The sequence below is a fragment of the Spirosoma sp. genome (assembly GCF_026391055.1).
Lineage (GTDB): Bacteria > Bacteroidota > Bacteroidia > Cytophagales > Spirosomataceae > Spirosoma.
On the sequence record NZ_JAPLET010000031.1, the window covers coordinates 128188 to 151573 of the forward strand.

Here is a 23386-nt window from a genome sequence, read left to right on the forward strand (position 1 = left end):
AGCGATTTAGTAGACAAATCGCCCTGACCGTAGTTAGAATGAAGCATTGAGGTTGATACCAAAACGGCGTGTCGAGGGCGAAGCGCCCAGGTCAAAGCCCTGGATGTTCGAATCGGCGAAGTTGGACAGTACTTCAGGGTCGAAGTTCAGCCCTTTCAGCATGTTGGGTGCATAGAACCACAGGTTACGACCTGATACCGACATACGGAGGCTACCAAATACTTTCGCATACCGCTTCAGGAAAGCCTTGGGTACGCTATAGCCCAGCGATACTTCCCGCAGGCGTACAACCGTAGCGTCGTAGATGTTTACTTCGTCAGCACCGTAGGCACCATAGCCATCCGTAAAGTGATATTGGAAGGCCGACATGGCGATGGTATTTTTAATCGGCTGACCATTATCACCGACAAGTGGCTTGTAGGTCGCCGGATCACCCAGTACACCCGGAATTACCCGCATCCCTTCACGATCTTCGGAGTTCTTGAGCTGGCCACGCAACAGCAGCGAGGCTGCCGTGCTGGAGAACAGGCTTCCACCGGCTTTGTAATCCATCAATACGCTCAGCGAGAAATTTTTAAAGTTTACCGTGTTGGTCCAGCCCACCTGGTATTTCGTATTCGGGTCGCCAATGATGTCTGACTTGGCAGCCCGAATGGGCAAACCCGTGCTTGGGTTGATCAGCAGGTTACCGGCATCGTCGCGGGCGTTTTTCGATCCAATGATTTGGCCGTAAGGCAGGCCATTCCGGAAAATGGTTCCCAGCGACGTGAGGCCGGTACCACCAATGAAGATTTCACCACCCGGACCCGCATCTTCAACTTTTGACTTGATACTCGTATAAGCGAAGTAAGACGTCCAGGTCAGGCCATTGGCCATCCGTAGCGGAACAAATGTCAGTCCTAATTCCCACCCTTTGTTGGAGATTTTACCGGCGTTGGTTATTTCGGTAGCAAAGCCTGATGTGCGGGGTAGCTCCCGGGTAACGATCAGGTCGGTCGATACACGATCAAAATAAGCCGCGTCAATGCCAATCCGGTTGTTGAAAAACTGAAGTTCAGTACCTAATTCTACTTCCGATGTAAACTCAGGCTTCAGATTGAGGTTGTTCAACTGGCTGGGCAGCGTGGCCGTTGATATGGCGGTGCCGTTGTAGAACGTACGTCCGAGGTTATAGGCCGTAAATACCTGATAGGGATCGGCATCCTTACCCACTTTGGCGTAGTTGGCCCGGAGTTTACCAAGATTGATAATATTCTTGGGTAGGTTCAGGACATCGGTAAAGACGAACGAACCAGATACGGCCGGATAATAGTAGCTGTTGTTACTGGCTGGCAACGTCGATGACTGGTCATTCCGAACCGAAGCCGTCAGGAACAGGAAGTTACCGTAGCCCAGTGTCAACTCACTAAAAATTCCATATAACCGGCGCTGGTTCCGATAATCGGCCGCGGTCTGGTTTAGCGTACCGCCAATTGTCAGAATGTTCGGATCAATAACGGGTGCGCCAGCGATAGCAGATTCGGTGTAGCTGCGCTGGTTCGGGTTGAAACCAACGAGCAATTTGGCATTGATTTTTTCCGAAAAATCATGCTGTGCCGTAGCCAGGAAGGTAAAATCGATTTCCGTCTTGGTCAGATCCTGCCGGGATACTGCACCGAGCGGAGAAAACGAGCCACCGGGACGGAGGACATTTTTACGCGTTTCGGAGTAGGTGTTGATACCACCACGAGCGGTAAAGTTCAGCCAGGGCGTAATGTCATAGCTCAACGTCATGTTTCCGTAAATCCGGTTTACAGCGGAGTTGTAAAGGTTGTACTTAGCCGTCCAAAGCGGGTTGTCCAGCGCCCGGTAGAATACGTTCGAGCCGTCTACGGGGTTTTCAAACGGATAGCTGTTCAGGTCGTAGTTACGGGGTAGATAAAACAAACGGCTGTAGATAGAACCGGCAGAAGCCAGTCCGCCGTAGTCAGCATAATAACCAGCTCCCGACTGTGGGCTTTGCTGATTGGTGTTCGTATAGGCTACGCTCCCCCCTACGTTGATACCGTTGGTAAGTTGAGCAGTACCACCAAAGCTCAGCGTTGTACGGTCTGTGAACGAATTCGGGATGATACCATCGTTGCGGGTCTTCGAAACCGAAGCGTTCAGCGACGTCTTATCGCCGGTCGAGTTGATCTGAATGCCATTTTCCATCACTTTACCGGTCTTGAAAAAGCCGCCGATGATGTCGTGAGGTACGAGTGGCACGGCAATACCCCGGCCATTTGCCTGTAGTAATTCGGGGAAAGCTGTTTGGTAACGTGCAGCACCGTAAGGAACTGTTGCGTCGACCAGTGGGTGAGGAATGGTACCCGCCGGATAATCCGGATCGACTACTTTAGAATATCGCTCAAAACCCAAAGTTGCATTGATGCGATCAACCTCTGCGGGGAAAACGGTTCCCCAGTTTCCGATAAACCCACCGTTGTAGGTCTGGTTAGAACCCTGCGTATACGTGTCCTGATAATCCGGAACCGTTGATACATTTTCGACGGAGTACGACGAGTTGAAGTTGATCTCAAGACCCTTCCGTGCCGATTTGCTACCCGCTTTGGTCGTGATCACAATTACGCCATTGGCAGCCCGTGAGCCATATAGAGCCGATGCAGCGGCACCTTTCAATACGGTCATGGCTTCGATGTTGTTCGGATCGATGTCGTAAGCCCGGTTTGTCGTTACCGTATTTGTGTTATACCCCTGGCTACCGTTTTGGGGCGTGTTTACCGAGTTATCGAAGGGAATACCATCGACAACAAACAGCGGCTGGTTGTTGCCCGTAAAGGAGTTATTACCCCGGATGGTAATGCGTGTACCCGCACCCGGTGCTCCGTTACCAGCGGTGATGTTCACCCCTGGCACTTTACCCGACAGGGCCCGTAGTGGATCCGGCTCCGACCGTTGCTGAAGCACATCTCCTTTTACGTTGGAGACGGCATATGCCAGCGCTTTTTTATCCCGCTGCTGTCCCAAAGCCGTTACAACGACTTCGCCCAACTGCTTGGCATCATTGGCCAGTTTAACGTCAATAGTAGTACGGTTGCCAATTTCTATTTCCTGCGAAGCCGATCCAACAAAGCTGAATACCAGCGTTCCCCCTTTCGCAGGGACACTTAGCGAATACTTACCGTTCACATCGGTGTTCGTACCTCGCGCCAAACCCTTCAGTACAACAGATACACCCGGTAAAGGACTACCATCTTCAGCGGCTTGCACTTTTCCTGTAATTGTTCGCTCCTGAGCCCAGGCTGGAAGCCAGAATGAGCATACCAGAAGTAAGCTCATCAGTAAAATTTTCCTCATAAATAAAGCTGTTTAGTAAGTTAAGAAATGAGTACTTTCGGCAAAAGTATATCAAGCGCCACAGTTATCAAAATTTTCCTTATAAGCAGTACTACATATTATAAATAATATATAGTATTTAATATCAAAATATTATTCTGTTTTTATAGGCTCTATTCAATCTATTACAGCATTAAAATTGTGTTAAATGACCGTATTTATACTTAAACAAATAAAACAGTATGACTTTGCAATAGTATATACACTGAAATATGGCTTCCAATAAAGTTTAATGATTTCATTTCTATCATTAGAACTTTATATTTTTTCCTCGAACACTTCAAACAAAAAATGCTGAACTATGTAGTCCAGCATTTTTAACCTTTCTATTGTATAATCTATAATGTTTCCAGCGTCGGCTTACCTAACGATCTATTGATCTCAGCAGCCATAGATCGAGTATATTGGTAGCCGATTCGAAACAGCTCTCTGGCTTTACTGATATCTGTTGTTGTATACTGCGCTAGTTGCGGAGGTTCGATGAGCACATTGCACTTGGCAAACCGATCTCGCGTTTTACTTTGCACAGCCAGTACCAAACTCCGCTCAATAACCCCGCGCATCGACGTAATTGGCTTTCTCGGTCCCAGCACGTTGCAATGCGAACCAATCACAAAGTCGACTTTATTCTCGATTACATCGACGGGTAAGTTATTGAGTACCCCCCCATCTACAAATTGCCGTTTATGAATAAGCATAGGCTCAAAAATACCCGGCAGGCAGCACGAGGCCAGAACAGGGCGAATAAGTTCACCCGTCTCGAACACCACCTGTTCGCCAGCGTTCAGATCGACGGCGACAACATGCAGCGGAATCTTCAACCCTTCGAACGTATCGTGGGGAATGTATTTCTTATAAAGCTCAACTACGTTATCCAGCCGTAATAGTCCCATGCGGTTCCAGGCGGGCCGCAGATGACGCATAAAAGACGATGATTCGATGATTTTCAGGCTTTCGTCGGGCGTATAACCCTGGGCCAGCAGCGCACCGGCAATGGCACCGGCGCTGGTACCGGCCAGCTGGTCGAACTGTATCCCCATTTCCTGAAGGGCCTTGATAATACCCAGATGGGCAATACCCCGCGCTCCTCCCCCTGATAATACTAACCCTATTTTCATAAGTCAACGACTGGATAAACAACAACCGGTTTGATAACGGTACGTATACTGGTTTGGTTTGTAACGCAGGTTTCCACGGCAACGGCCGACCGTCCGCACTACAGCAGTTCTGTCAGGGTTCCTTTGTCTTTTACCCGGATTCCTTTTTCGGTGCGTTCAACCGTAGCCGCTTCATAAACGGGGTCGTGGTCAAAAACCAGCAACCAGTCTTCATCGACAGCCCGGTTGAGAAACTGTGTTTTCTCATCCATGGTCAGCAATGGCCGGACATCGTAGCCCATTACATAGGGAACGGGCACGTGGGCGACCGACGGAATCAGATCCGCGCAAAATACAACGGTGCGCGGCTGACCCGTACTTCCTGTAAGTTGCAATAAGGGCAGCGTCATTTTTTCGGTGTGCCCATCCATATATAGTAGCTCAACGCCGGGTAATTGCAGGTCTTCCTTGTCCGTAAAGCGAAGCTGTCCATTGGCCTGCAACGGCATAAAGTTCTCGCGCAGATAGGTGGCCCGTTCGCGGGGGTTGGGGTTCTCGGCCCAGTCCCACTGCCCGCTATGACTCCAGTAGGTGGCTTGCGGAAAGGTCGCTTCGAGCGTTGTACGCCCCGCATCGGCGTACCGGACGGCCCCGCCCGCGTGATCGAAATGCAGATGAGTCAATAACACATCGGTCACGTCGTTTACGGAGTAACCGGCCTGCTCAACTGCACCCGTTAATGTTTTTCCGTTGGGCAAGTCATAAAATCCAAAAAATTTAGCATCCTGCTTATCGCCTGTACCCGTATCGACGAGCATGAGCCGATTGCCGTTTTCAACGAGTAAACAGCGTAAAGCCCAGTCGCAAAGGTTACGGTCATCGGCAGGGCATTGTTTTTGCCAGATGGTTTTTGGCACAACGCCAAACATGGCCCCTCCGTCCAGTTTAAAGGGGCCAATATCAATGGGTCTGATAGTCATATACGAGATTTTCGGCAAGTTATACTTTTCCGCTAATTGCCGAAAAATGCATTCCTTCGCGTGGCTCTATCGCCTACTCCATATACGGTGCATAGTCTGTAGTAGCCCTGGAACACGTTGACGATCAGCTTTCTGAACCGCAATATGTGTCCGGTTACTTTTTGGCAAAAAAATACGTTCAACGGCTAATTCACTACTGTATGCTTTACACCTATCACGAACCTAAAACCGAAGGCACGCTGAATCTTGTCTGCCAGGAAGCCGACTTCGGGCGGCAGTTCTTCAAGGAACGCCAAAGCCGACTGCTGACCATTGTCTGGAATATCGGCAGCGATCAAACGGTGACGATCGACGGCATCGAACACCGCTTTCCCCCGCAAACGGTGTTGCCCCTGATGATCAGCCAAACGGTTTCGTTCGAACGCCCTGCCGACGTTGTGGCCTGGCAGTTCGACCGGGCGTTTTACTGCATTGTTGATCACGACAAAGAAGTCTCCTGCGTTGGGTTTCTGTTTTATGGCGCCAAAGACCCCATGTTCCTTCGCCTGGACGACAGCGAACAGCGGAAATTCAATGCCTTATTGACGGTTTTCTTCGATGAGTTTTCGACCCACGATACCATTCAGGGTGAAATGCTCCGAATGCTGCTGAAGCGCCTGATCATTAAGCTTACCCGCCTAGCCAAAGACCAGTACCTTGACCCCGAATTAAGCCAGAAAGACCTCGATATTGTCCGCCGGTTCAATCTGCTGGTTGAGGTTCACTACCGCCGGTTGCACGCCGTGAGCGACTACGCCGATCTACTTAACAAATCCCCCAAAACGCTGTCTAACCTGTTTGGGCTGTATAATCAGAAAAGTCCGCTGCAACTCATTCACGAACGGATCACTCTGGAAGCCAAACGGTTACTCTTATATACAGATAAATCGACCAAAGAAATTGCCTTTGAGCTGGGCTTCGAGGAGGTCCCGCATTTCAGCCGTTTTTTCAAGAAGCAGGTTAATCTGCCCCCATCGGAGTTTAAGGAGCAGCTCAAACACAACCTGGCGGCTTATTCGTCGGTCGGGAAGAATTGATAACAGGGCGGGCAGTCCAGTCATTTTCAGGCGCGTTTAGATGCGGCACCTTTGCAGAGTCGAAACGACAAACAAAAACGACACGAACATGGCATCCTTCACAGTACCCACCCGGGATCAGGTTTCAGCGCAAAACCAGCAGTTATTTGATACGTTACAAAAAGGTCTCGGCTTCGTTCCGAACCTCTACGCTACCTTTGGCCTGTCGGACAATGGCCTCGGTGCGTACTTAGCGTTTCAGCAAAGCCAGACCAAAGGCGCATTCAAAGCCAAAGAGCGGGAGGCCATCAATCTGGTCGTATCGCAGGCAAACAACTGTGTGTATTGTCTGGCCGCCCACACGGCACTGGGCAAAATGAACGGTTTCTCCGACGAACAGATCCTGCAACTCCGCGCGGGTTATGCTGATTTCGACCCCAAACTCGATGCTCTGGTTAAACTTGCCAAAGCCATCACCGAAACTAAAGGCCATCCGGCTACTGATCTGGTTGACGCCTACATAGAAGCTGGCTATGCAAAAAGCAGCGTTGTAGACCTTATTCTGATGGTTGGCGATAAAATTATCTCAAATTACCTCCACAGCCTCACCCAGATTCCGGTCGATTTTCCGGCGGCACCGGTACTGGAAATCATTGAGGTTTAGCGGTCAATACCAATCCGGCTGGCATTTGTGTCCAGCCGGATATCAATCATGAACCAACGTCAAAACAACCATGCAATCTATTTTTTCTGTGGCCATAGCCGCCCTTCTATTTGCCTCCACCGTGGGGGATACCATCCCCCAAAAGCCGGAAGATATTAGTCCCCTGCTAATTGGAGAAACGATTCCGGATATACGTCTACAATCAGTCGATGGGAAGTCGGTTTCCCTATCAGGCGAAGTAGCCAGAAAACCAACTGTTCTGGTTTTTTACCGAGGTGGCTGGTGTCCTTATTGCAGCCGACAATTAGCCGAGCTACGCACGCTTGAACCCGATCTGGCTAAAATGGGGTATCAGCTTATTGCCGTCAGTACCGACAGCCCCGCCAGCCTTCAAAGCACCCTCGACAAAACGGAGCTTACTTACACCCTGCTGTCCGATGCGGATGTAACGGCGGCCAAAGCGTTTGGCATCGCCTTCAAAGCACCCGTCTCCTACAGTTCAACCCTGGAAAAAGGCAGCGGAGGCAAGAACGTTGAAAAACTGCTGCCGGTACCCGCCGTTTTCCTGCTAAATCAACAGGGTGTTATTAAGTTTGAATACATTAACCCCAACTTTAAAGAGCGAATGTCGGCGAAACTGCTGAAAGCCGCGGCCGAAGCATCGCTCTAACGTATGTTTACTGCCTGAACGGTCGGAGAAATATAGCCCTGTTTTATAACAAAGGCTGAAGAAGGAATCGAACTTTCCGGATTATTCGTTATATAATTGTCTGACGCAATCAACCTTTCACTCCCCTAAGCCTTATCACATGAAACGAATTGTTCACAAGCACCCGCTGGCTATTCGCTGGTTTCACTGGATCAACTTTCCGGTTCTGTTTGTCATGATCTGGAGCGGGCTGCTGATCTATTGGGCGTATGATCCCTACAAAATCACCATTGGCAGCTATACGCTCGTCTCGTTTTTCCCGAACGGATTTTATAAATTCCTGGGCGTCCCGCGCCGATTGGCCGAAGGTATGGCCTGGCACTGGGTGTTCATGTGGCTGTTTATGCTGAACGGGCTGGCCTATGTGATTTATACGTTTGCCTCCGGCGAATGGCGGCATCTGGTGCCCAACCGAAATTCGTTTCGCGAAGCGATTCAGGTAACGCTTTACGATCTGGGGCTCCGCAAAACACAGCCGCCCTTCGTTAAGTACAATGGCGCGCAGAAGATTGCTTATTTCTCCATTATGCTCATGGGCGTTGGCTCCATACTGACGGGGTTCGCGATCTATAAGCCTACCCAATTTTCGTGGCTGACGAGCTTACTCGGTGGCTACAAAGCCGCCCGACTGGAACATTTCGTTCTGACCGTCGGCTATGTGCTCTTTTTCTTTGTCCACATTGGTCAGGTAATCCGGGCGGGCTGGAATAACTTTCAGTCGATGGTAACGGGTTTCGAGGTTATCAAACGAAACGACCCGGAGCACCCATCGGTAGCCCCCGAACCCATCAGCGAGCCCGTAGAACCCACTCCAACACCTACTACTCCAACTTTAGCATGAGCCAGTCAACAGAACCCAAACTCCCGGAAAGCGACATTCCTGAATCGGTCGTTCGCCGGAAACTACTGCAATCCTTTGGTTTGTTTGCGCTGGCGGCTGCCGTACCCGTTGGCGTATACGAGTGGATCACACACAGCCCCAAACTGCGGGGCATAAAGAAGCCTTTTCGACAGGTGCTCGACGCCAATGAGCAGGTAGCCCGGACCTACTTCAGCAACACTAATCTGGTGCGAACATTTCCGGTCGAAGAAGCCGAAAAGAAGGCTCGTGTCAATGGTTATGATGGCATTCGAACGCCCGTTCCTGAAGACTGGAAACTTCAGATCGACCGCCCCAATGCCGAACCGCTGATGCTGACCATCGACGACATCAAAGCACTGCCGAAGCACGAAATCGTGTACGAGTTCAAATGCATTGAAGGATGGAGCCAGGTGCAGCACTGGGGTGGTGCCCGCCTGTCCGATTTTCTGGAACACTACAAACTAGGCAGCAAAAGCGGTAACGCACCTACCCCCGACAACACTGACGATTTGTTCAAGTACGTCGGTATGGAAACGCCCGACAAAGGGTATTATGTGGGCATCGACATCGAAAGCGCCATGCACCCGCAAACGCTGCTGGCTTACGAACTGAACGGCCAACCCATCAACGCGCCCCATGGCGCGCCCCTGCGGCTGATCATTCCGGTCAAGTACGGCGTCAAAAACCTCAAACGTATTGGCAGGATGTTCTTCTCCGACCAGCGCCCGCCCGACTTCTGGGCCGAGCGCGGCTATGATTATTATGTAGGGTTGTAGTACCGACCAAAACCGTTATGAACTACCTACTTATTTTTCTGACTTTAGTCGGTACCGGGCTACTCAAAAGTCCCGTAAAACCCGCATCGCAACCCGTTGTGGTGCTGGAACTGTTCACCTCGCAGGGCTGCTCCAGCTGCCCACCCGCCGACCGGGCCCTGCAGGCCATAACCCAGCAGGCGGCACGTTCCGGGCAACAGGTTTATGGCCTGTCGTTCCATGTCGACTACTGGAACCGGCTAGGTTGGCAGGACCCGTTCAGCAACAAACTTTTTACCGACCGCCAGCGTCAGTACGACCGGGCTTTAAACAGCCAGACCTATACTCCTCAGTTGGTTATTAACGGACGGCAGGACATAATTGGCGGCCAGAAAGGTAAGATCGAACAGGCCATTCAAGCGATTCAGCAACAGCCTGCCTCGAATTTTGTGGGTGTCGATGGCAGCGTTTCCCAGGACACAAAACAAGTAACGGTCCGCTACGCACTCTCTGCCGCCGGGCCCTACCGCGTCAATGTAGCTTTGGTTCAGAAAGAGGCCCGCACCGATGTAAGAAATGGCGAAAACGGCGGCCGAACGCTGGTGAACACCAACGTAGTGCGGCAATTTAAAACCATCGACAAGGCCGAGCAAGCAGGTAGTGTAACCCTCCCCTTGCCCACCGGCCTGACCAGCGATCAAACAGCTGTGCTGGTGTACGTTCAGCGAACCGATAACGGACAGATAGTTGGGGCCAAACAGCTGTAAAAACGGACGTAATGGGTTGGATGGGTGCCACGGTTTAGAACCGTGGCACCCATCCAACCCATTACGGATCAACGGAGTAATCACAAACTAATCGTCTGCCGCCCAGCCTTCAACGGCAACGATTTGCCTTTCCAGCGTAATGTTCCTGTCAGATTCGCGGGTAGTGTCACATTACCCGTTAAACCACCCGTAGCTGTTTTCTGAAACTGTACGGCAATCTCGCCTAACGGGTGCGGCATTTTCCCGTCTACGCTGGTCAGATCACCCATGTATGGCTCTATACGTACCGATTTGAAACCCGGCTCGGCAGTTCGGATGCCGCAGGTGGTAGACAAAAATTCATAGAGGGGCGATGCACTCCAGGCGTGGCAGTCAGACCGGGTGGGTTCCGGATTCTCGGCGAAGGTCGTCAGACCCATCGCCAGCATGTCGCGCCAGGGCTTTAGCTGCGCCACAAATTGATCGCCGAGACCGGTTTTTTTAAGCGCTTCGAACAGATAAAATTTAAAGTAAAATGTAGCCTGTGTCAGGCTGGTATCGGTCATAGTTTTCTGCACCAGTGCCGCCTGTTGGGCAGCAGGAACGGCATCGGTCAATACCCCCAGAATGTTGGCGTGCTGGCTGAAGGACGTTTTTTCCGGTGTGTCGGCAAATAGCCCGCGTTCGGCATCCCAGCATTGAGCAAAAACCGCTTTGTTCAGCTTCCGGCCCATCTCGCGGTAATGTTCGGCCCGTTCGTTTTGCCCATAATGCGCCAGCAAATCACCAGCCCGGAAATAGGTGTAGGCCTGTTGCAGCGACAGGATGCTCGACCCGCCTTTTCGTGCCCCGGCCGGTACACCACCACTGGTTTCCTCTTTCGCATTTTTCCAGGCCGACCAATCCACAAAATTCCACCACTCCATCGGCCCGTTGAGACCCGTTTTGGCAATTCGTTTTTCGTGCCATTCCAGCACACTCAGGATGCCGGGCAGCATGGACTTTACAAAGGTATCGTCCTGCCGGTGCATCCAGTAGTCGTGGATCATGCAAACCCAAAACAGCGAAAACGTGGGAATAACCTGAAAATCGGCCGACGGGTAGCGGCTCTGTGTGAGGCCATCATTGAACCGGCTGTGGTCGTAATCCATAATGGCTTTGCGCATCAGCCGGTCGTCGCCCGTAACATAGAGCGAGATCATGGACTGAATGCGTGTATCGCCCGTGTATTGCAGTTGTTCGTAATAGGGGCAGTCGTAATAGGTTTCGCCCGCGCAGAGCCGCGCCGTTCGCCAGCCCACGTTCCAGATGGCTTTAAGCGTTGTATCGCTGGCAGCAAACCGGGCTTTTTCCTGAAACGGATAGCCGGTAAACTGTCCCAGCAAGTCGTCCAGCACCAGCGGCTCGTCTTTCGTCTCGACCGTCAGTTGCAGGTACCGGTACGTTCTGAACCAGAGTGGTCGGAAGGTGCGCTTGCTGGTTCCATCGGCCACAAACTGGTCTTCAAAGCCAAGCAGGGTACGTCCCTCTACGTCGTTGCGGTTTCCTTTCTTATTTTTAGCATCGATCAGCGCTTCCGCATAGGCCAGCGTGATAGTAGCCCCTTTTCCCTGGCTAACGGTCAGTTCGGGATAAGCATTGGTCAAATGGCCCTGATCGAGCAGAAACACAGCTTTGGTATTGGCCGAAACGGTAACGGGTGCTTTCCCCTGCAAAAAGGCATTGTCCATTTTTCCTTTTTCCACTCGCCGAACAGTTGCCAGGCGCACAACACCTTCTTCCATCATCGGAATGGTACGCGGTACCAGTTGCCAGTTACCGTCCGTGCCGAAGCCCCGTGGTTTGGTAGCAAAACCAAGTGGTTTGGCGGCAACCCAAGCTTTATCATCAAAGTTGGGTTGCTCCCATCCCCACGGGTATCTGGCCGCATCGACCCGGTCGCCATCTCCGGCAACGATGTAGGTTCTGAGCTTAGGGATGTCGTTTTTGATGGGCGAATAGGCGGGATTATGGTAGATCTTCCAGCTAGCGTCGGTATTCGCTATTTTCTCGGTTTCACCATCGCCCTGCATCAGAAAACCAAGCTGGTAGCTCATCTGCGCAAAGGGGGCACCCTCGCCCATGTACCAAACCTGAGCGGCCAGCACATTGCGCCCCGCCTGTAAATACGGTGCCAGATCGAGGGTTTCGTAGTTCCAGTTTTGGGTATCACTTCGGGCTGGCCCCATAGCCACGGCTTTACCATTTACAAACAGCCGGTAACGGTTGTCGGCCGAGACATGTACGACGAAGCGAGCCGGTTTCTGTGCCAGTTCAATAGCTTTCCGAACGTGATAAATACCATATTGGCGAGCCGGGGCCGTAGGGTGCAGAATCCAGCGGGCGGGCCAGTACTGGTTAGTCCAGTCGGGGGTAGTTGGAGTTTGGGCAAACGTGCTTACCGGGAACAGGACGATAAGGAAAAGAAAACGAAACCAGGTCATAAAGAAGAAGGGCTTGAAAATAGCACTGCAAGTTAAATTTTCCGGGCGTTTTCTTTGATTCTTCTGCCCTATTAAACTTTTTGTTCGGCAAAGAAGAATCATACGCACACTTCCCTACCGATACGGTCGGCATTGCATATGAAGTTCAGACCGGCCTCACGCTCACAACCAATCAACCAACGACACTGCTAACCCGATGGTCGTTTGCTTGTGGTTGTAGTCGATGAGCGTTTCGCCGTAGCCGTGCAGAATCTGGAGGTCGCCCCGCAGATTGCCCGTTACTGGAAATGTCCAGTCGAACTGAAACTGCCCCCGATTCTTTTTACCGCTCCGTAGGGAATGGCTGCCCAGTATCGAAAATAACTGGCGTCCTGTTCGGTAGATAACAGTCGCATCGGCCCGGCCAATGTTGTCAGTTATAGCTGGATTCTCATCTTCGGCATCCGGAAGCCGAAGCCAGGGGCGAAGCAGCACTACCCATTTGCCTCGCTCAAAACCAGCTTGCAGAATAACCCGGTTCCAACTCCGCGAAAGTGGGATGGCCCGCCCGTTCGACTGGTGGTTAAACGCGATGCCCAGCATCCGGGTTTTCATGCCCAGAAACGAAAATTTCGTGGCGAAATTCAGAATCAGCTCCGGTTCATAATTGGTCTCCCGGAAAGGACGAGAAAATTTTGTATTGTAAATCTGCCAGTGCGACTTCTGAGTATAGCCAACCCATAAATCACCATGCCTCCCAAAAATTCCCTGTACTACTTTGACTTTGAGACTTAGTTGAAAACGGGCTTCGTACTTACCCAGATCGATAAAAAATGGATACGTATAATCAGGGTTTTCACTGATGGGATGTTCGTTAGGATCATTTGACCAGCGGCCTGCCGTAACGTACAGGGGTTTATAAGCAGTCACTAGAAATGTTCCTTTTTGAGTAGTCGAGTCAAGCTCCCATCGGTCGGACAGTGAACGAAAAGCCTGTTTCTTCGCAAATAGCGGATCGGCGTCTGTCTGGGCGTACAGATTGATAGTAAACGAATAAACAACTAAGAAAGCAACCAGAAAAGAAAGTAAACGTTTGTCGGCCATACAGTGCAGTAAATAGGTGATAATGAGCATATACCTCTTCTGTAACTCTTCGGTATAGCCAGGTGTTTAGCCAGACAACTAACAAGACTTACCAATAGGCAAGCGGCTTACTTTTCCAGCTCCCCTTTGTACTTTCGCAGCAGATTCCCTAACTCTGGTAACCGCATGTATTTACTTGGATTCGACCTCGGCAGTTCGTCGGTCAAAGCGTGTTTAGTTGATGCCGATAGCGGCAAAGCCGTTGCATCAGCTTTTTTTCCGGAAACGGAAATGATTATTGAGTCCCCCCAAGCCGGTTTTGCCGAACAACAGCCGGAAAACTGGTGGAAAAATGCTTGTCTGGCCAGTAAGGCTGTCCTGCAAAAAGCCAACGTTCAACCCACCGACGTAAAAGCTATTGGTATTTCGTACCAGATGCACGGCCTGGTTGTAGTCGATAAGGATTTTAACGTACTCAGGCCCTCCATTATCTGGTGCGACAGCCGCGCCGTTCCGTATGGCAATAAAGCGTTCGACGCGCTGGGCCACGACCGTACGCTGCACCACCTGCTCAATTCGCCGGGTAATTTCACTGCGGCAAAACTGGCCTGGGTGAAAGCCAACGAGCCGGATGTGTACGCGCAAGTCGACAAGTTCATGCTTCCCGGCGATTACCTGGCCGCCCGCATGACCGGCGACATCGTGACAACGGCATCCGGTTTATCAGAAGGTGCTTTCTGGAACTTCCAGAACAACGAACCAGCTCAGTTTCTGCTGGACTACTTTGGTTTCGATGCGTCGCTGATCCCCACCATTAAGCCAACATTCGCCCCCCAAGGTGAATTAACAGCAGCGGCAGCGACCGAACTGGGCCTTTCGGCCGGAACACCCGTTACGTATCGCGCTGGCGACCAACCCAACAATGCCCTGTCGCTGAACGTACTGGAGCCGGGACAGATAGCGGCTACTGCGGGCACCTCGGGTGTAGTATATGGCGTAAGCGATCAGGCAAGTTACGACCCACAATCACGAGTTAATACCTTTTTGCACGTGAGCCATACAGCCGAAGCGCCCCGATATGGTGTTTTGCTGTGCGTGAATGGTACGGGCATTCTGAACAGCTGGTTGCGGAATCAGATGCTGCAACGGTCGGTGAGTTACCCCGACATGAACGTGCTGGCCCACGAAGCCCCCATTGGTGCCGATGGACTGGTCTGTTTACCCTTTGGCAATGGTGCCGAACGGATGCTCGAAAACGCCGATCTGGGTGCATCGTTCCACGGTCTTCAACTAACCAGGCATGGTCTGCCGCACATGATTCGGGCGGCTCAGGAAGGCATTGTTTTTGCGCTCTACTACGGTATCCAGGTCATGGAAAGCGTAGGTGTAGGACTGCAAACAATTCGCGCCGGAGAAGCCAATATGTTCTTAAGTCCGCTCTTCCGCGATACATTAGCCAACCTGACAGGCGCCACTATTGAGCTTTACAATACAGACGGTGCCCAGGGAGCTGCCCGTGGCGCTGGTTTAGGGCTTGGTTTCTATAAAAATGCACAGGAGGCCTTCGCCGGGTTGCATGTTACCAAAACCATCGAGCCCGACATGCGGGCGCAGGAAGGGTACCGAGATGCCTATCAACGCTGGCTGACGGTATTGAAGAGCTAGTTCAATGGGGCAATTATATTGATCAAATTTCATATAAAAAATGCGAAGTATTGACTAAAAAATATCAGTCGATACTTCGCATTTTTTATATGTAAAAAGGAGAAAATGATAAATCAGAAAAACTACCATACCATAAAACGTCATCATTTTTTTAAAACATTTTTGTTAATCATTTACAGCTAAATTAAGCATTAATAAATTACCATACATAAACAACAAATCAGACATAAACTACTGATTAACAAGTCAGTAAAAATATTTTCAATTAAATTAAATCCAAATAGTATCGCCCTTCCGTAAGTCTTCATGTTGTCGACAAACACAGTATCACATTCAATACACATTTCAACCAGTCAAAAAAAATAACGACATGAAAACGCTTAAATTAATTTTCTCAATTGTTGCTTTATCGGCTATCAGTCAGGTTTCGTTCGCGCAGGAAAAAACAGTAACTGTTGGTGGCGCACCGATGTATCCCTCAAAAAATATCATTGAGAACGCCGTAAATTCTAAAGATCACACAACACTGGTAGCCGCCGTTAAAGCAGCCGGTCTGGTTGAGACGCTATCAGGCCCCGGTCCTTTCACGGTCTTTGCCCCAACCAACAAAGCCTTCGATAAACTGCCCAAAGGCACCGTCGAAACGCTGGTGAAGCCAGAAAACAAAGAAACACTGACGGGTATACTGACCTATCACGTTGTAGCCGGTAAAATGAGTGCCGCCGACCTGATGAAAGCCATTAAAGATGGAGGTGGAAAAGCTACGCTGAAAACCGTATCGGGCGGTACGCTGACGGCCATGCAGAAAGGCAAAAAGATTGAATTGATGGACGCCAAAGGAGGTACATCGACCGTTACAATTGCCGACGTGAACCAGTCGAACGGCGTAATTCACGTAATCGACACGGTATTGATGCCGTAATAGGCACACCTGGTTTACCCAACGCAAACATGCCCGGCCGAACGGTCGGGCATGTTTGCGTTTATAATATATGCTTAACGATAGCAGCCTAATGGAGACGGTTGTTAAGTTCGTTTTTTGGCCTAAAACAGGTAGTTTTATACGCTCCATCTGGTACCAGATAGTAGCCGAAAAAACCATTATTAACCAGAAGAATGCATGTCTAAAAAGCGCATATTTTTTACAGGGGGGTCAGGAAAAGCAGGAAAGCACGTTATTCCTTACCTCCTCGACCAGGGCCATAAAGTGATGAATGTAGATTTGACCCCCTTGCATCATCCGGGGGTAGATAATCTGATCGCTGATATTACGGATTCCGGGCAACTATTCAATGCCATGAGTTCGTATGCCGGATTAGATGAATTGGAACCGGGTAACGGTGTACCAAGGTTCGATGCTGTAGTCCACTTTGCGGCCGTACCCAGAATCTTAATAAAGCCCGATAATGAAACCTTTCGGGTCAACACCATAGGTACCTACAATGTGATTGAAGCAGCAGTTAAGCTAGGTATTAAAAAGATAATTATTGCTTCGTCAGAGACTACCTATGGCATCTGTTTTTCAGATGGTAAAACCGACCCTCATGTATTGCCACTGGAAGAGGATTACGACGTTGACCCAATGGACAGCTACGGATTATCGAAGGTTGTCAATGAAAAAACGGCACGCAGTTTCCAGCGACGGTCAGGCTTCGATATCTATGCCCTTCGAATCGGCAATGTGATTGAGCCGCACGAATACGCTGAACTGTTTCCCCATTATTTTATGAATCCTGAAGTGCGACGCAGGAATGCTTTCTGTTATATAGATGCACGTGATCTGGGCCAGATCGTGGACTTATGTTTGAAAAAAGACAACCTGGGCTATCAGGTTTTTAATGCCGGAAACGATCAGAACGGGGCCGTTATTCCCAGCAAAGAACTGGCTGAACGATTCTTCCCTGGTGTGCCGGTCACCCGCGAACTGGGGGAGTATGAAGCCTTGTTTTCAAATCGTAAAATCCGTGAAGTTCTGGGCTTTAAGGAGCAGCATAACTGGCAGAAATACGTGAAAGGGGAGTCGTAGCCTGACCGTAAACACTTGCCTGCTGAGTTTTCCACAATGCCTTTACCAGGCTCAGTTAGCGATAACAGACTAAGTGCGCTGTCATTTAAGCGTTAATAACAAAAAAGACGGTCGTACAGGCGACCGTCTTTTTTTATGACTCTACGATTCTATTATGCATCGTAGCTCAGCACCGGGCTCAGCCATTTCTCGATTTCCTCAACGGGCATATCTTTTCGTTGGGCGTAGTCCAAAATCTGGTCTTTGTTGATTTTGCCAAGCGCGAAATACTTCGACTCGGGGTGCGAGAAGTAGAACCCACTCACCGATGAGGCCGGATACATGGCGTAACTTTCCGTTAGTTCAATGTCAATTTTATTGGCATCCAGCAAGTTGAACAACGTGCCCTTTTCGGTATGATCGGGACAGGCCGGGTAGCCCGGCGCAGGACGGATTCCCTGATAGGCTTCTTTAACCAGTTGCTCGTTCGACAAATTTTCGCTGACAGCATACGGCCAGAACTCTTTCCGAACCCGCTCGTGCATTCGCTCCGCAAAGGCTTCGGCCAGGCGGTCGGCCAGGGCTTTAACCATGATGCTGTTATAATCATCGTGGTCACGTTCGTATTTTTCCAGCAAGGCTTCGATACCGATACCGGCCGTTACGGCAAACCCACCAATGTAATCTTCGCGGCCACTTTCCAGCGGAGCGATAAAGTCCGACAGGCAGAAATTAGGTAAGCCGGGCGCTTTCTGATTCTGCTGACGCAGGAAGTGCAGCACCGTTTTGGTGTCGTAAATCAACTCGCCTGCCGGGCTAACGGCCGCTTGCGATTGAGCCTTGCTAATTTTATACTCGATATGCTGGTGAGAGCCGTGGCGTTCGCAGGCGGTTTCACGTACATGTTCTTCAAAATCATGAAGCAGCACATCGTCATCAGCTGAGTTGGCGGGGAAGAAGCCCACCACAGCTTTGGCTTTGAGCAGTTTCTTATCAACGATTTCCTGCAAAAGTCGATTGGCGTCGTCGAACAGCTGTTTGGCTTCTTTACCCACCACAGCATCTTCGAAAATAGCGGGGTACTTGCCGTGCAACTGCCACGTCTGGAAAAACGGGGTCCAGTCGATGTAATCAACCAGTTCGGCAATTGAATAATCGTCGAAATAGCGATTACCCAGGAACGCCGGTTTGGTTGGCTCGAACGCGCTCCAGTCGATTTTTGTCCGGTTGTCACGCGCCTGAGAAATCGTCAGGCTGGCTTTTTCTTTCTGTCGTTTGGTGTGCTCTTCCCGAAGTTTGACGTATTCGGCCTTGATGTCCGTAAAGATTTTTTCCTTGGTACCATCCGTTTCGCTGACAAGCCGACCAGCTACGGGTACGCTTCGGCTCGCATCCAGCACATGAACAACGGGACCGGAGTAGTGCGGATCAATCTTAACGGCGGTGTGAATGCGGGAGGTGGTGGCTCCACCAATGAGCAATGGAAGTTTAAAGCCCTGCCGTTCCATCTCTTTGGCAACGCCAACCATTTCGTCCAGCGATGGCGTAATCAGGCCGCTCAGACCGATGATATCGACGTTATGCTCACGGGCGGCATCCAGAATTTTCTGGGTGGGCACCATCACGCCCAAGTCGATGATTTCGTAATTATTACAACCCAGCACCACCCCAACGATGTTTTTACCGATGTCATGCACATCGCCCTTTACCGTTGCCAGCAAGATCTTACCCGCGTTCGATGAGCCGGTGCCTGACTTTTCCGCTTCGATGAACGGCGTTAGGTAGGCCACAGCTTTCTTCATGACACGGGCCGATTTAACAACCTGAGGCAGGAACATTTTACCCGCGCCGAACAGATCACCAACTACGTTCATGCCATCCATTAGAGGACCTTCAATCACGTGCAGGGGGCGTTCCACCTGCTGGCGAATCTCTTCTACATCCTGGTCGATGTAGTCGGTAATTCCTTTGATCAGCGCGTGCTTGAGCCGTTCGCGAACGGGTTCGAGCCGCCAGCTTTCGTCCTGAACAATGGCTTTTCCTTTCGCTTTTACCGTTTCGGCAAATTCAACCAGTCGTTCGGTGGCATCGTCACGGCGGTTGAGTAATACATCTTCGCAACGCTCCAGCAGGTCTTTAGGAATGCTGTCGTATACCTCCAAGTGTGCGGCATTCACGATACCCATGTCAAGCCCGGCGCGAATGGCGTGGTACAGAAACGCCGAGTGCATGGCTTCCCGAACAACGTCGTTACCCCGGAAACTGAACGAGATGTTGGATACGCCACCGCTCACTTTGGCCAGCGGCAGATTTTGCTTGATCCAGCGCGTAGCATTGATAAAGTCGACGGCGTAGTTATTATGTTCTTCGATACCCGTAGCAACCGTCAGGATGTTCGGATCGAAAATAATATCCTGCGGGGCAAACTGGACTTTATCGACCAGAATCCGGTAAGCACGTTCGCAGATCTGGATGCGTCGTTCGTAAGAATCCGCCTGGCCACTTTCGTCAAATGCCATCACAACGGCGGCAGCCCCGTAGCGTTTCACCAGATTAGCCCGTTCAATAAATGCCTCCTCCCCTTCTTTGAGCGAAATAGAGTTGACAATGGCTTTTCCCTGTACGCATTTCAAACCGGCTTCAATGACTTCCCACTTGGAGGAGTCGACCATAATGGGTACACGGGCAATATCGGGTTCGGCCGCAATCAGGTTCAGGAAGGTTTTCATGGCCTCCACCGAATCCAGCATGCCTTCGTCCATGTTGATATCAATCACCTGCGCGCCACCTTCTACCTGCCCTCGGGCAATACTCAGGGCTTCGTCGAAATTACCATCTTTAATCAGGCGGGCAAACTTCTTGGAACCCGTTACGTTGGTACGTTCGCCAACATTCAGGAAGTTGGTTTGCTCAGTGATTTTCAGTGGCTCCAGACCACTAAGTTTCTGGTAAGGCTCTGGCTGGGGTAATTGCCGGGGTGGGTATTTGGCGGCCACATCGGCAATGGCCCGGATGTGATCGGGTGTAGAGCCGCAGCAGCCCCCAACAATATTGACAAAGTTGCTTTTAACAAAGTCCTCGATTTGCAACGCCATCATATCCGGCGTTTCGTCGTACTCACCAAACTCGTTGGGCAGTCCCGCATTTGGATAAGCCGATGTAAAAAAAGGCGCTTCTTTAGCGAGCGTCTGAATATACGGCCGCATCAACTGGGCACCCAGCGCACAGTTTAAACCAACGCTCAGCAACGGCAGGTGCGAAACCGAATACAGGAACGCTTCTGTTGTTTGCCCCGACAAAGTCCGCCCGCTGGCATCCGTAATGGTGCCGGAAATCATGATGGGCAGAACGGTCTTCTGCGGGTTCAGGTTAAAATATTTATCAATGGCGAACATAGCCGCCTTGGCATTCAGCGTATCGAAAATGGTTTCGACCAGCAGCAGGTCTGCCCCACCGTCGACCAGTCCGCTTACCTGCTCATAATAGGCGTTTACCAGTTCATCAAACGTGACGGCCCGATAGGCCGGGTTATTGACATCGGGCGAAAGCGAAGCGGTTCGGTTGGTTGGTCCCATGGCACCGGCCACAAATCGCGGTTTGGCGGGATTCTGGCTGGTAATTTCAACGGCCACTTCTTTGGCAATCCGGGCCGACTCGAAGTTCAGTTCATAAGCCAGATCTTCCATTCGGTAATCGGCCATAGCGATGGACGTGCCGCTGAACGTATTGGTTTCAATGATGTCGGCCCCTGCTTCGAGGTATTGTCGATGAATTGCCTGAATAATTTCTGGCTTCGTCAGCGACAGCAAATCATTATTGCCTTTCAGGTCGTGCGGCCAATCGCGGAATCGTTCACCCCGATAATCGGCATCAGTCAGGTTATACCGTTGAATCATCGTACCCATCGCCCCATCGAGGACGAGGATGCGTTCGTGAAGAAGTTCGTATATCGTTTTCAAAGGCAGTGTTGCAACGCGTACTTGTTGGAAATCAACAACGGGCGCACTAAAAAAAGTCCAAAAAGCAAAACGGCTTATTCGCAGAAAGGCAGAAAGCACAAGGCTACCTTATCTATCCCGCCGTTGGCGGGAGGAAATTGGCACCATTCCCTGAGCTGGTTGGTTGCCAAGACATCATCGGGTCCGTTCCCTCCGTCTTTCTGGATAAGTAGTGACAAAATTAAGCAAAAAATGGGTGCCCCGGCAAGCGGAACACCCAAAATGAGTCCATGTGATACTATCATTACCACATCTGTTCTAAATCCTCTTTTGTGTACAGATGATTTCGTTCGTTATAAAACGATTTCTCGTCCGTACGTTTGATGGCCAACGGGTTTTTGGCTGTCATGCGGTATAAAAGGGCAATGGGGAAAAGAAAGACAAAGAACAAGACCGACAGAATGATCTTTCCGTTGATGTTTCCTAAGATCTCGGCCAATTTAAACCAGGCCTTTACGATGAGATCGCCTACTGCCGGAACGGCCAGACTCAGCACACCTACTGCCGCAGCCGCATAAAGCCACCAGGGCGATTTAAAGATAAAATAGAGTACTACAAGTCCGGTTACGATAACCAGTTGGGCTTTCACTTTTTCGGTAATATCCATACGTTAGAACAGAGTATAGATAAACGGAGCAACGGCTGAACCACCGCCAATAACGATCAAAACACCAATTAGAAGCAATAGAACGATCATGGGAGCCAGCCACCATTTCTTGCGCTGCTTCATGAATTGAAAAATGTCATGTAAGAATTCCATACGTTTTATTAAAGTTTAATTAGTACTAAAAGTTAGTTGAGCCCGCTGGTTAGACTGAATCAGGTTGAACAAAGCCTCGCCTACCCGCTGGTTAACAATCGGGCTGGCATGTCCGTCGTTGCGTCCCACCACACGGTCTTCCATGGGGAGATCGAGCATGAGCTTGCCGGCATCAAGCATGGGTACCTTATTAGACTGAAAAAAGTTAACTACCGGTTTTACATACTCAGCCGTCTGTTCGATGTTGTGCGAAAACGGGAACATGACAACGTACAAACGCGAATTATTTTCTTTGGCGTAGGTGATAAACTGGTTGAGGTCGCTCAGGTGGTCGTTGATAATGGCGGGCGTTCCGTAGGCTTTCCGGGCATAGACATCGAACGGAGCAAAGTTACCGTGAGGAAACTGCCAGTACAGATAATTCAACAGGTACGACTTAATGAATAACGACTGTACAGGCCGTGGCAGGTCAGAATAAGGCCGAAACCCGATGGGTATCACCCCATGATCGGCGGCCACTTTTTCGATATCGTTCGGAAAATACTGTAAAATCAGAATATCGGGCTTTTTACCAAACTTCACCAGACGGGCGTGTTCGTCACGCGTATCAGAACCGGAAATTCCCAGATTATACGTTACATACTGGCTGGTTCCGAGCTTCTCGGCCAGCACATTCCCGTACCGTTCATCGGCCGATTTCAGACCATGCCCGGCGGTAAATGAATCGCCCACGATAAGGACTTTCTTTTTGCCCACTGTATCCGTCTTTGGTGTATCGCGGTAATCGCCGGTCATGGGTGGCCAGTAGCGTTCAAACCAGATTTTAGACGCCAGCGTTAGCCCCCCTTCCTGACTCTGGGAGATAAACATAAACGCCATCTCAACGAAGATGAGCACCACAATGGTTGGCACCAGCAGCGTTGCGATGTTACCAAGCAATTTCGGCGGACTCGGATTTTTGACGACACCGTAATAATAGAGTCTCAGCAACTCAATGATGAGTAACAGAAACAGGGCGCATTTCGCGAGCCGGACGTATACGTTGTCAAATAATCCTTTATGCGGATAGTCGAAACTAACTCCGAAATGGTCGCCGTAAAAGATAATGAAGAGTAAAAATCCAAGTAGAAGCAGGCGAACAACACTGGAAAAGAGCTTTGATTGCAT

The 23386-nt window shown here is 50.4% G+C and carries 18 protein-coding genes and 1 riboswitch; of the genes, 9 read left to right on the plus strand and 9 right to left on the minus strand.

Going from position 1 to position 23386, the window contains the following annotated elements; genetic code table 11:
* Positions 1-33: 33 nt before the first annotated feature.
* The 3 genes from NT073_RS32365 to NT073_RS32375 form a co-directional block, all read right to left on the minus strand.
* Positions 34-3339 carry a SusC/RagA family TonB-linked outer membrane protein gene (locus tag NT073_RS32365; protein ID WP_297382357.1) on the minus strand — a complete coding sequence of 1102 codons (3306 nt, stop codon included), beginning with the start codon at positions 3337-3339 and terminating at the stop codon, positions 34-36.
* A 377-nt stretch (positions 3340-3716) separates the two neighbouring features.
* Positions 3717-4496: a patatin-like phospholipase family protein gene (locus tag NT073_RS32370; RefSeq protein WP_297382359.1), complete on the minus strand. Its 780-nt coding sequence runs from the start codon at positions 4494-4496 to the stop codon at positions 3717-3719.
* Between the two features lie 98 nt (positions 4497-4594).
* Positions 4595-5455 (minus strand): MBL fold metallo-hydrolase, encoded by an 861-nt coding sequence (locus tag NT073_RS32375; protein ID WP_297382361.1) that lies wholly within the window; start codon positions 5453-5455, stop codon positions 4595-4597.
* Positions 5456-5655: 200 nt separating this feature from the next.
* Here NT073_RS32375 and NT073_RS32380 point away from each other — a divergent pair, with 200 nt between their 5' ends.
* The 6 genes from NT073_RS32380 to NT073_RS32405 all read left to right on the plus strand — a co-directional run bounded on the left by NT073_RS32380 (position 5656) and on the right by NT073_RS32405 (position 10267).
* Positions 5656-6531, plus strand: a complete 876-nt coding sequence (locus NT073_RS32380) for a helix-turn-helix domain-containing protein (protein ID WP_297382362.1) — start codon at positions 5656-5658, stop codon at positions 6529-6531.
* Positions 6532-6619: 88 nt separating this feature from the next.
* Positions 6620-7174 (plus strand): carboxymuconolactone decarboxylase family protein, encoded by a 555-nt coding sequence (locus NT073_RS32385; RefSeq protein ID WP_297382364.1) that lies wholly within the window; start codon positions 6620-6622, stop codon positions 7172-7174.
* A gap of 70 nt (positions 7175-7244) precedes the next feature.
* Positions 7245-7844, plus strand: coding sequence for a peroxiredoxin-like family protein (locus tag NT073_RS32390; RefSeq protein WP_297382366.1), 600 nt, complete (start codon positions 7245-7247; stop codon positions 7842-7844).
* A gap of 139 nt (positions 7845-7983) precedes the next feature.
* Positions 7984-8724 carry a cytochrome b/b6 domain-containing protein gene (locus NT073_RS32395; RefSeq protein ID WP_297382367.1) on the plus strand — a complete coding sequence of 247 codons (741 nt, stop codon included), beginning with the start codon at positions 7984-7986 and terminating at the stop codon, positions 8722-8724.
* Positions 8721-9521: a molybdopterin-dependent oxidoreductase gene (locus NT073_RS32400; protein WP_297382369.1), complete on the plus strand. Its 801-nt coding sequence runs from the start codon at positions 8721-8723 to the stop codon at positions 9519-9521. The genes NT073_RS32395 and NT073_RS32400 overlap by 4 nt, the downstream gene beginning before the upstream one ends.
* Before the next feature lie 17 nt (positions 9522-9538).
* A complete protein-coding gene (locus NT073_RS32405) occupies positions 9539-10267 on the plus strand; it encodes a DUF1223 domain-containing protein (protein ID WP_297382370.1) in 729 nt (242 codons plus the stop codon).
* Between the two features lie 80 nt (positions 10268-10347).
* On the opposite strand, the gene NT073_RS32410 is transcribed toward NT073_RS32405, so the two are convergent.
* Both NT073_RS32410 and NT073_RS32415 read right to left on the minus strand, forming a co-directional pair.
* Positions 10348-12729 carry a family 78 glycoside hydrolase catalytic domain gene (locus NT073_RS32410; RefSeq protein ID WP_297382372.1) on the minus strand — a complete coding sequence of 794 codons (2382 nt, stop codon included), beginning with the start codon at positions 12727-12729 and terminating at the stop codon, positions 10348-10350.
* A gap of 162 nt (positions 12730-12891) precedes the next feature.
* On the minus strand, positions 12892-13812 hold the full coding sequence (locus tag NT073_RS32415) for a phospholipase A (protein WP_297382373.1): 921 nt from the start codon (positions 13810-13812) through the stop codon (positions 12892-12894).
* 165 nt (positions 13813-13977) lie between these two features.
* Between NT073_RS32415 and NT073_RS32420 the strand changes: the two genes are divergently transcribed.
* From NT073_RS32420 to NT073_RS32430, 3 genes are all read left to right on the plus strand, one after another.
* Positions 13978-15456: an FGGY family carbohydrate kinase gene (locus NT073_RS32420; RefSeq protein WP_297382375.1), complete on the plus strand. Its 1479-nt coding sequence runs from the start codon at positions 13978-13980 to the stop codon at positions 15454-15456.
* A gap of 370 nt (positions 15457-15826) precedes the next feature.
* Positions 15827-16378, plus strand: coding sequence for a fasciclin domain-containing protein (locus NT073_RS32425; protein ID WP_297382377.1), 552 nt, complete (start codon positions 15827-15829; stop codon positions 16376-16378).
* Between the two features lie 198 nt (positions 16379-16576).
* The gene (locus tag NT073_RS32430; protein WP_297382378.1) at positions 16577-17482 is read left to right on the plus strand and encodes an NAD(P)-dependent oxidoreductase; all 906 of its coding nucleotides are present in this window, start codon (positions 16577-16579) and stop codon (positions 17480-17482) included.
* Positions 17483-17634: 152 nt separating this feature from the next.
* On the opposite strand, the gene metH is transcribed toward NT073_RS32430, so the two are convergent.
* The 4 genes from metH to NT073_RS32450 form a co-directional block, all read right to left on the minus strand.
* The gene (gene metH, locus NT073_RS32435; RefSeq protein WP_297382380.1) at positions 17635-21420 is read right to left on the minus strand and encodes a methionine synthase; all 3786 of its coding nucleotides are present in this window, start codon (positions 21418-21420) and stop codon (positions 17635-17637) included.
* Positions 21421-21525: 105 nt separating this feature from the next.
* Positions 21526-21631: riboswitch (SAM riboswitch) on the minus strand.
* Between the two features lie 72 nt (positions 21632-21703).
* Entirely contained in the window at positions 21704-22066 is a 363-nt protein-coding gene (locus NT073_RS32440) for an SxtJ family membrane protein (protein ID WP_297382382.1), read from the minus strand.
* 3 nt (positions 22067-22069) lie between these two features.
* Positions 22070-22219: a DUF5989 family protein gene (locus NT073_RS32445; protein WP_297382384.1), complete on the minus strand. Its 150-nt coding sequence runs from the start codon at positions 22217-22219 to the stop codon at positions 22070-22072.
* A gap of 15 nt (positions 22220-22234) precedes the next feature.
* Complete coding sequence (locus NT073_RS32450; protein ID WP_297382386.1) at positions 22235-23386, minus strand: SGNH/GDSL hydrolase family protein; 1152 nt, start codon at positions 23384-23386, stop codon at positions 22235-22237.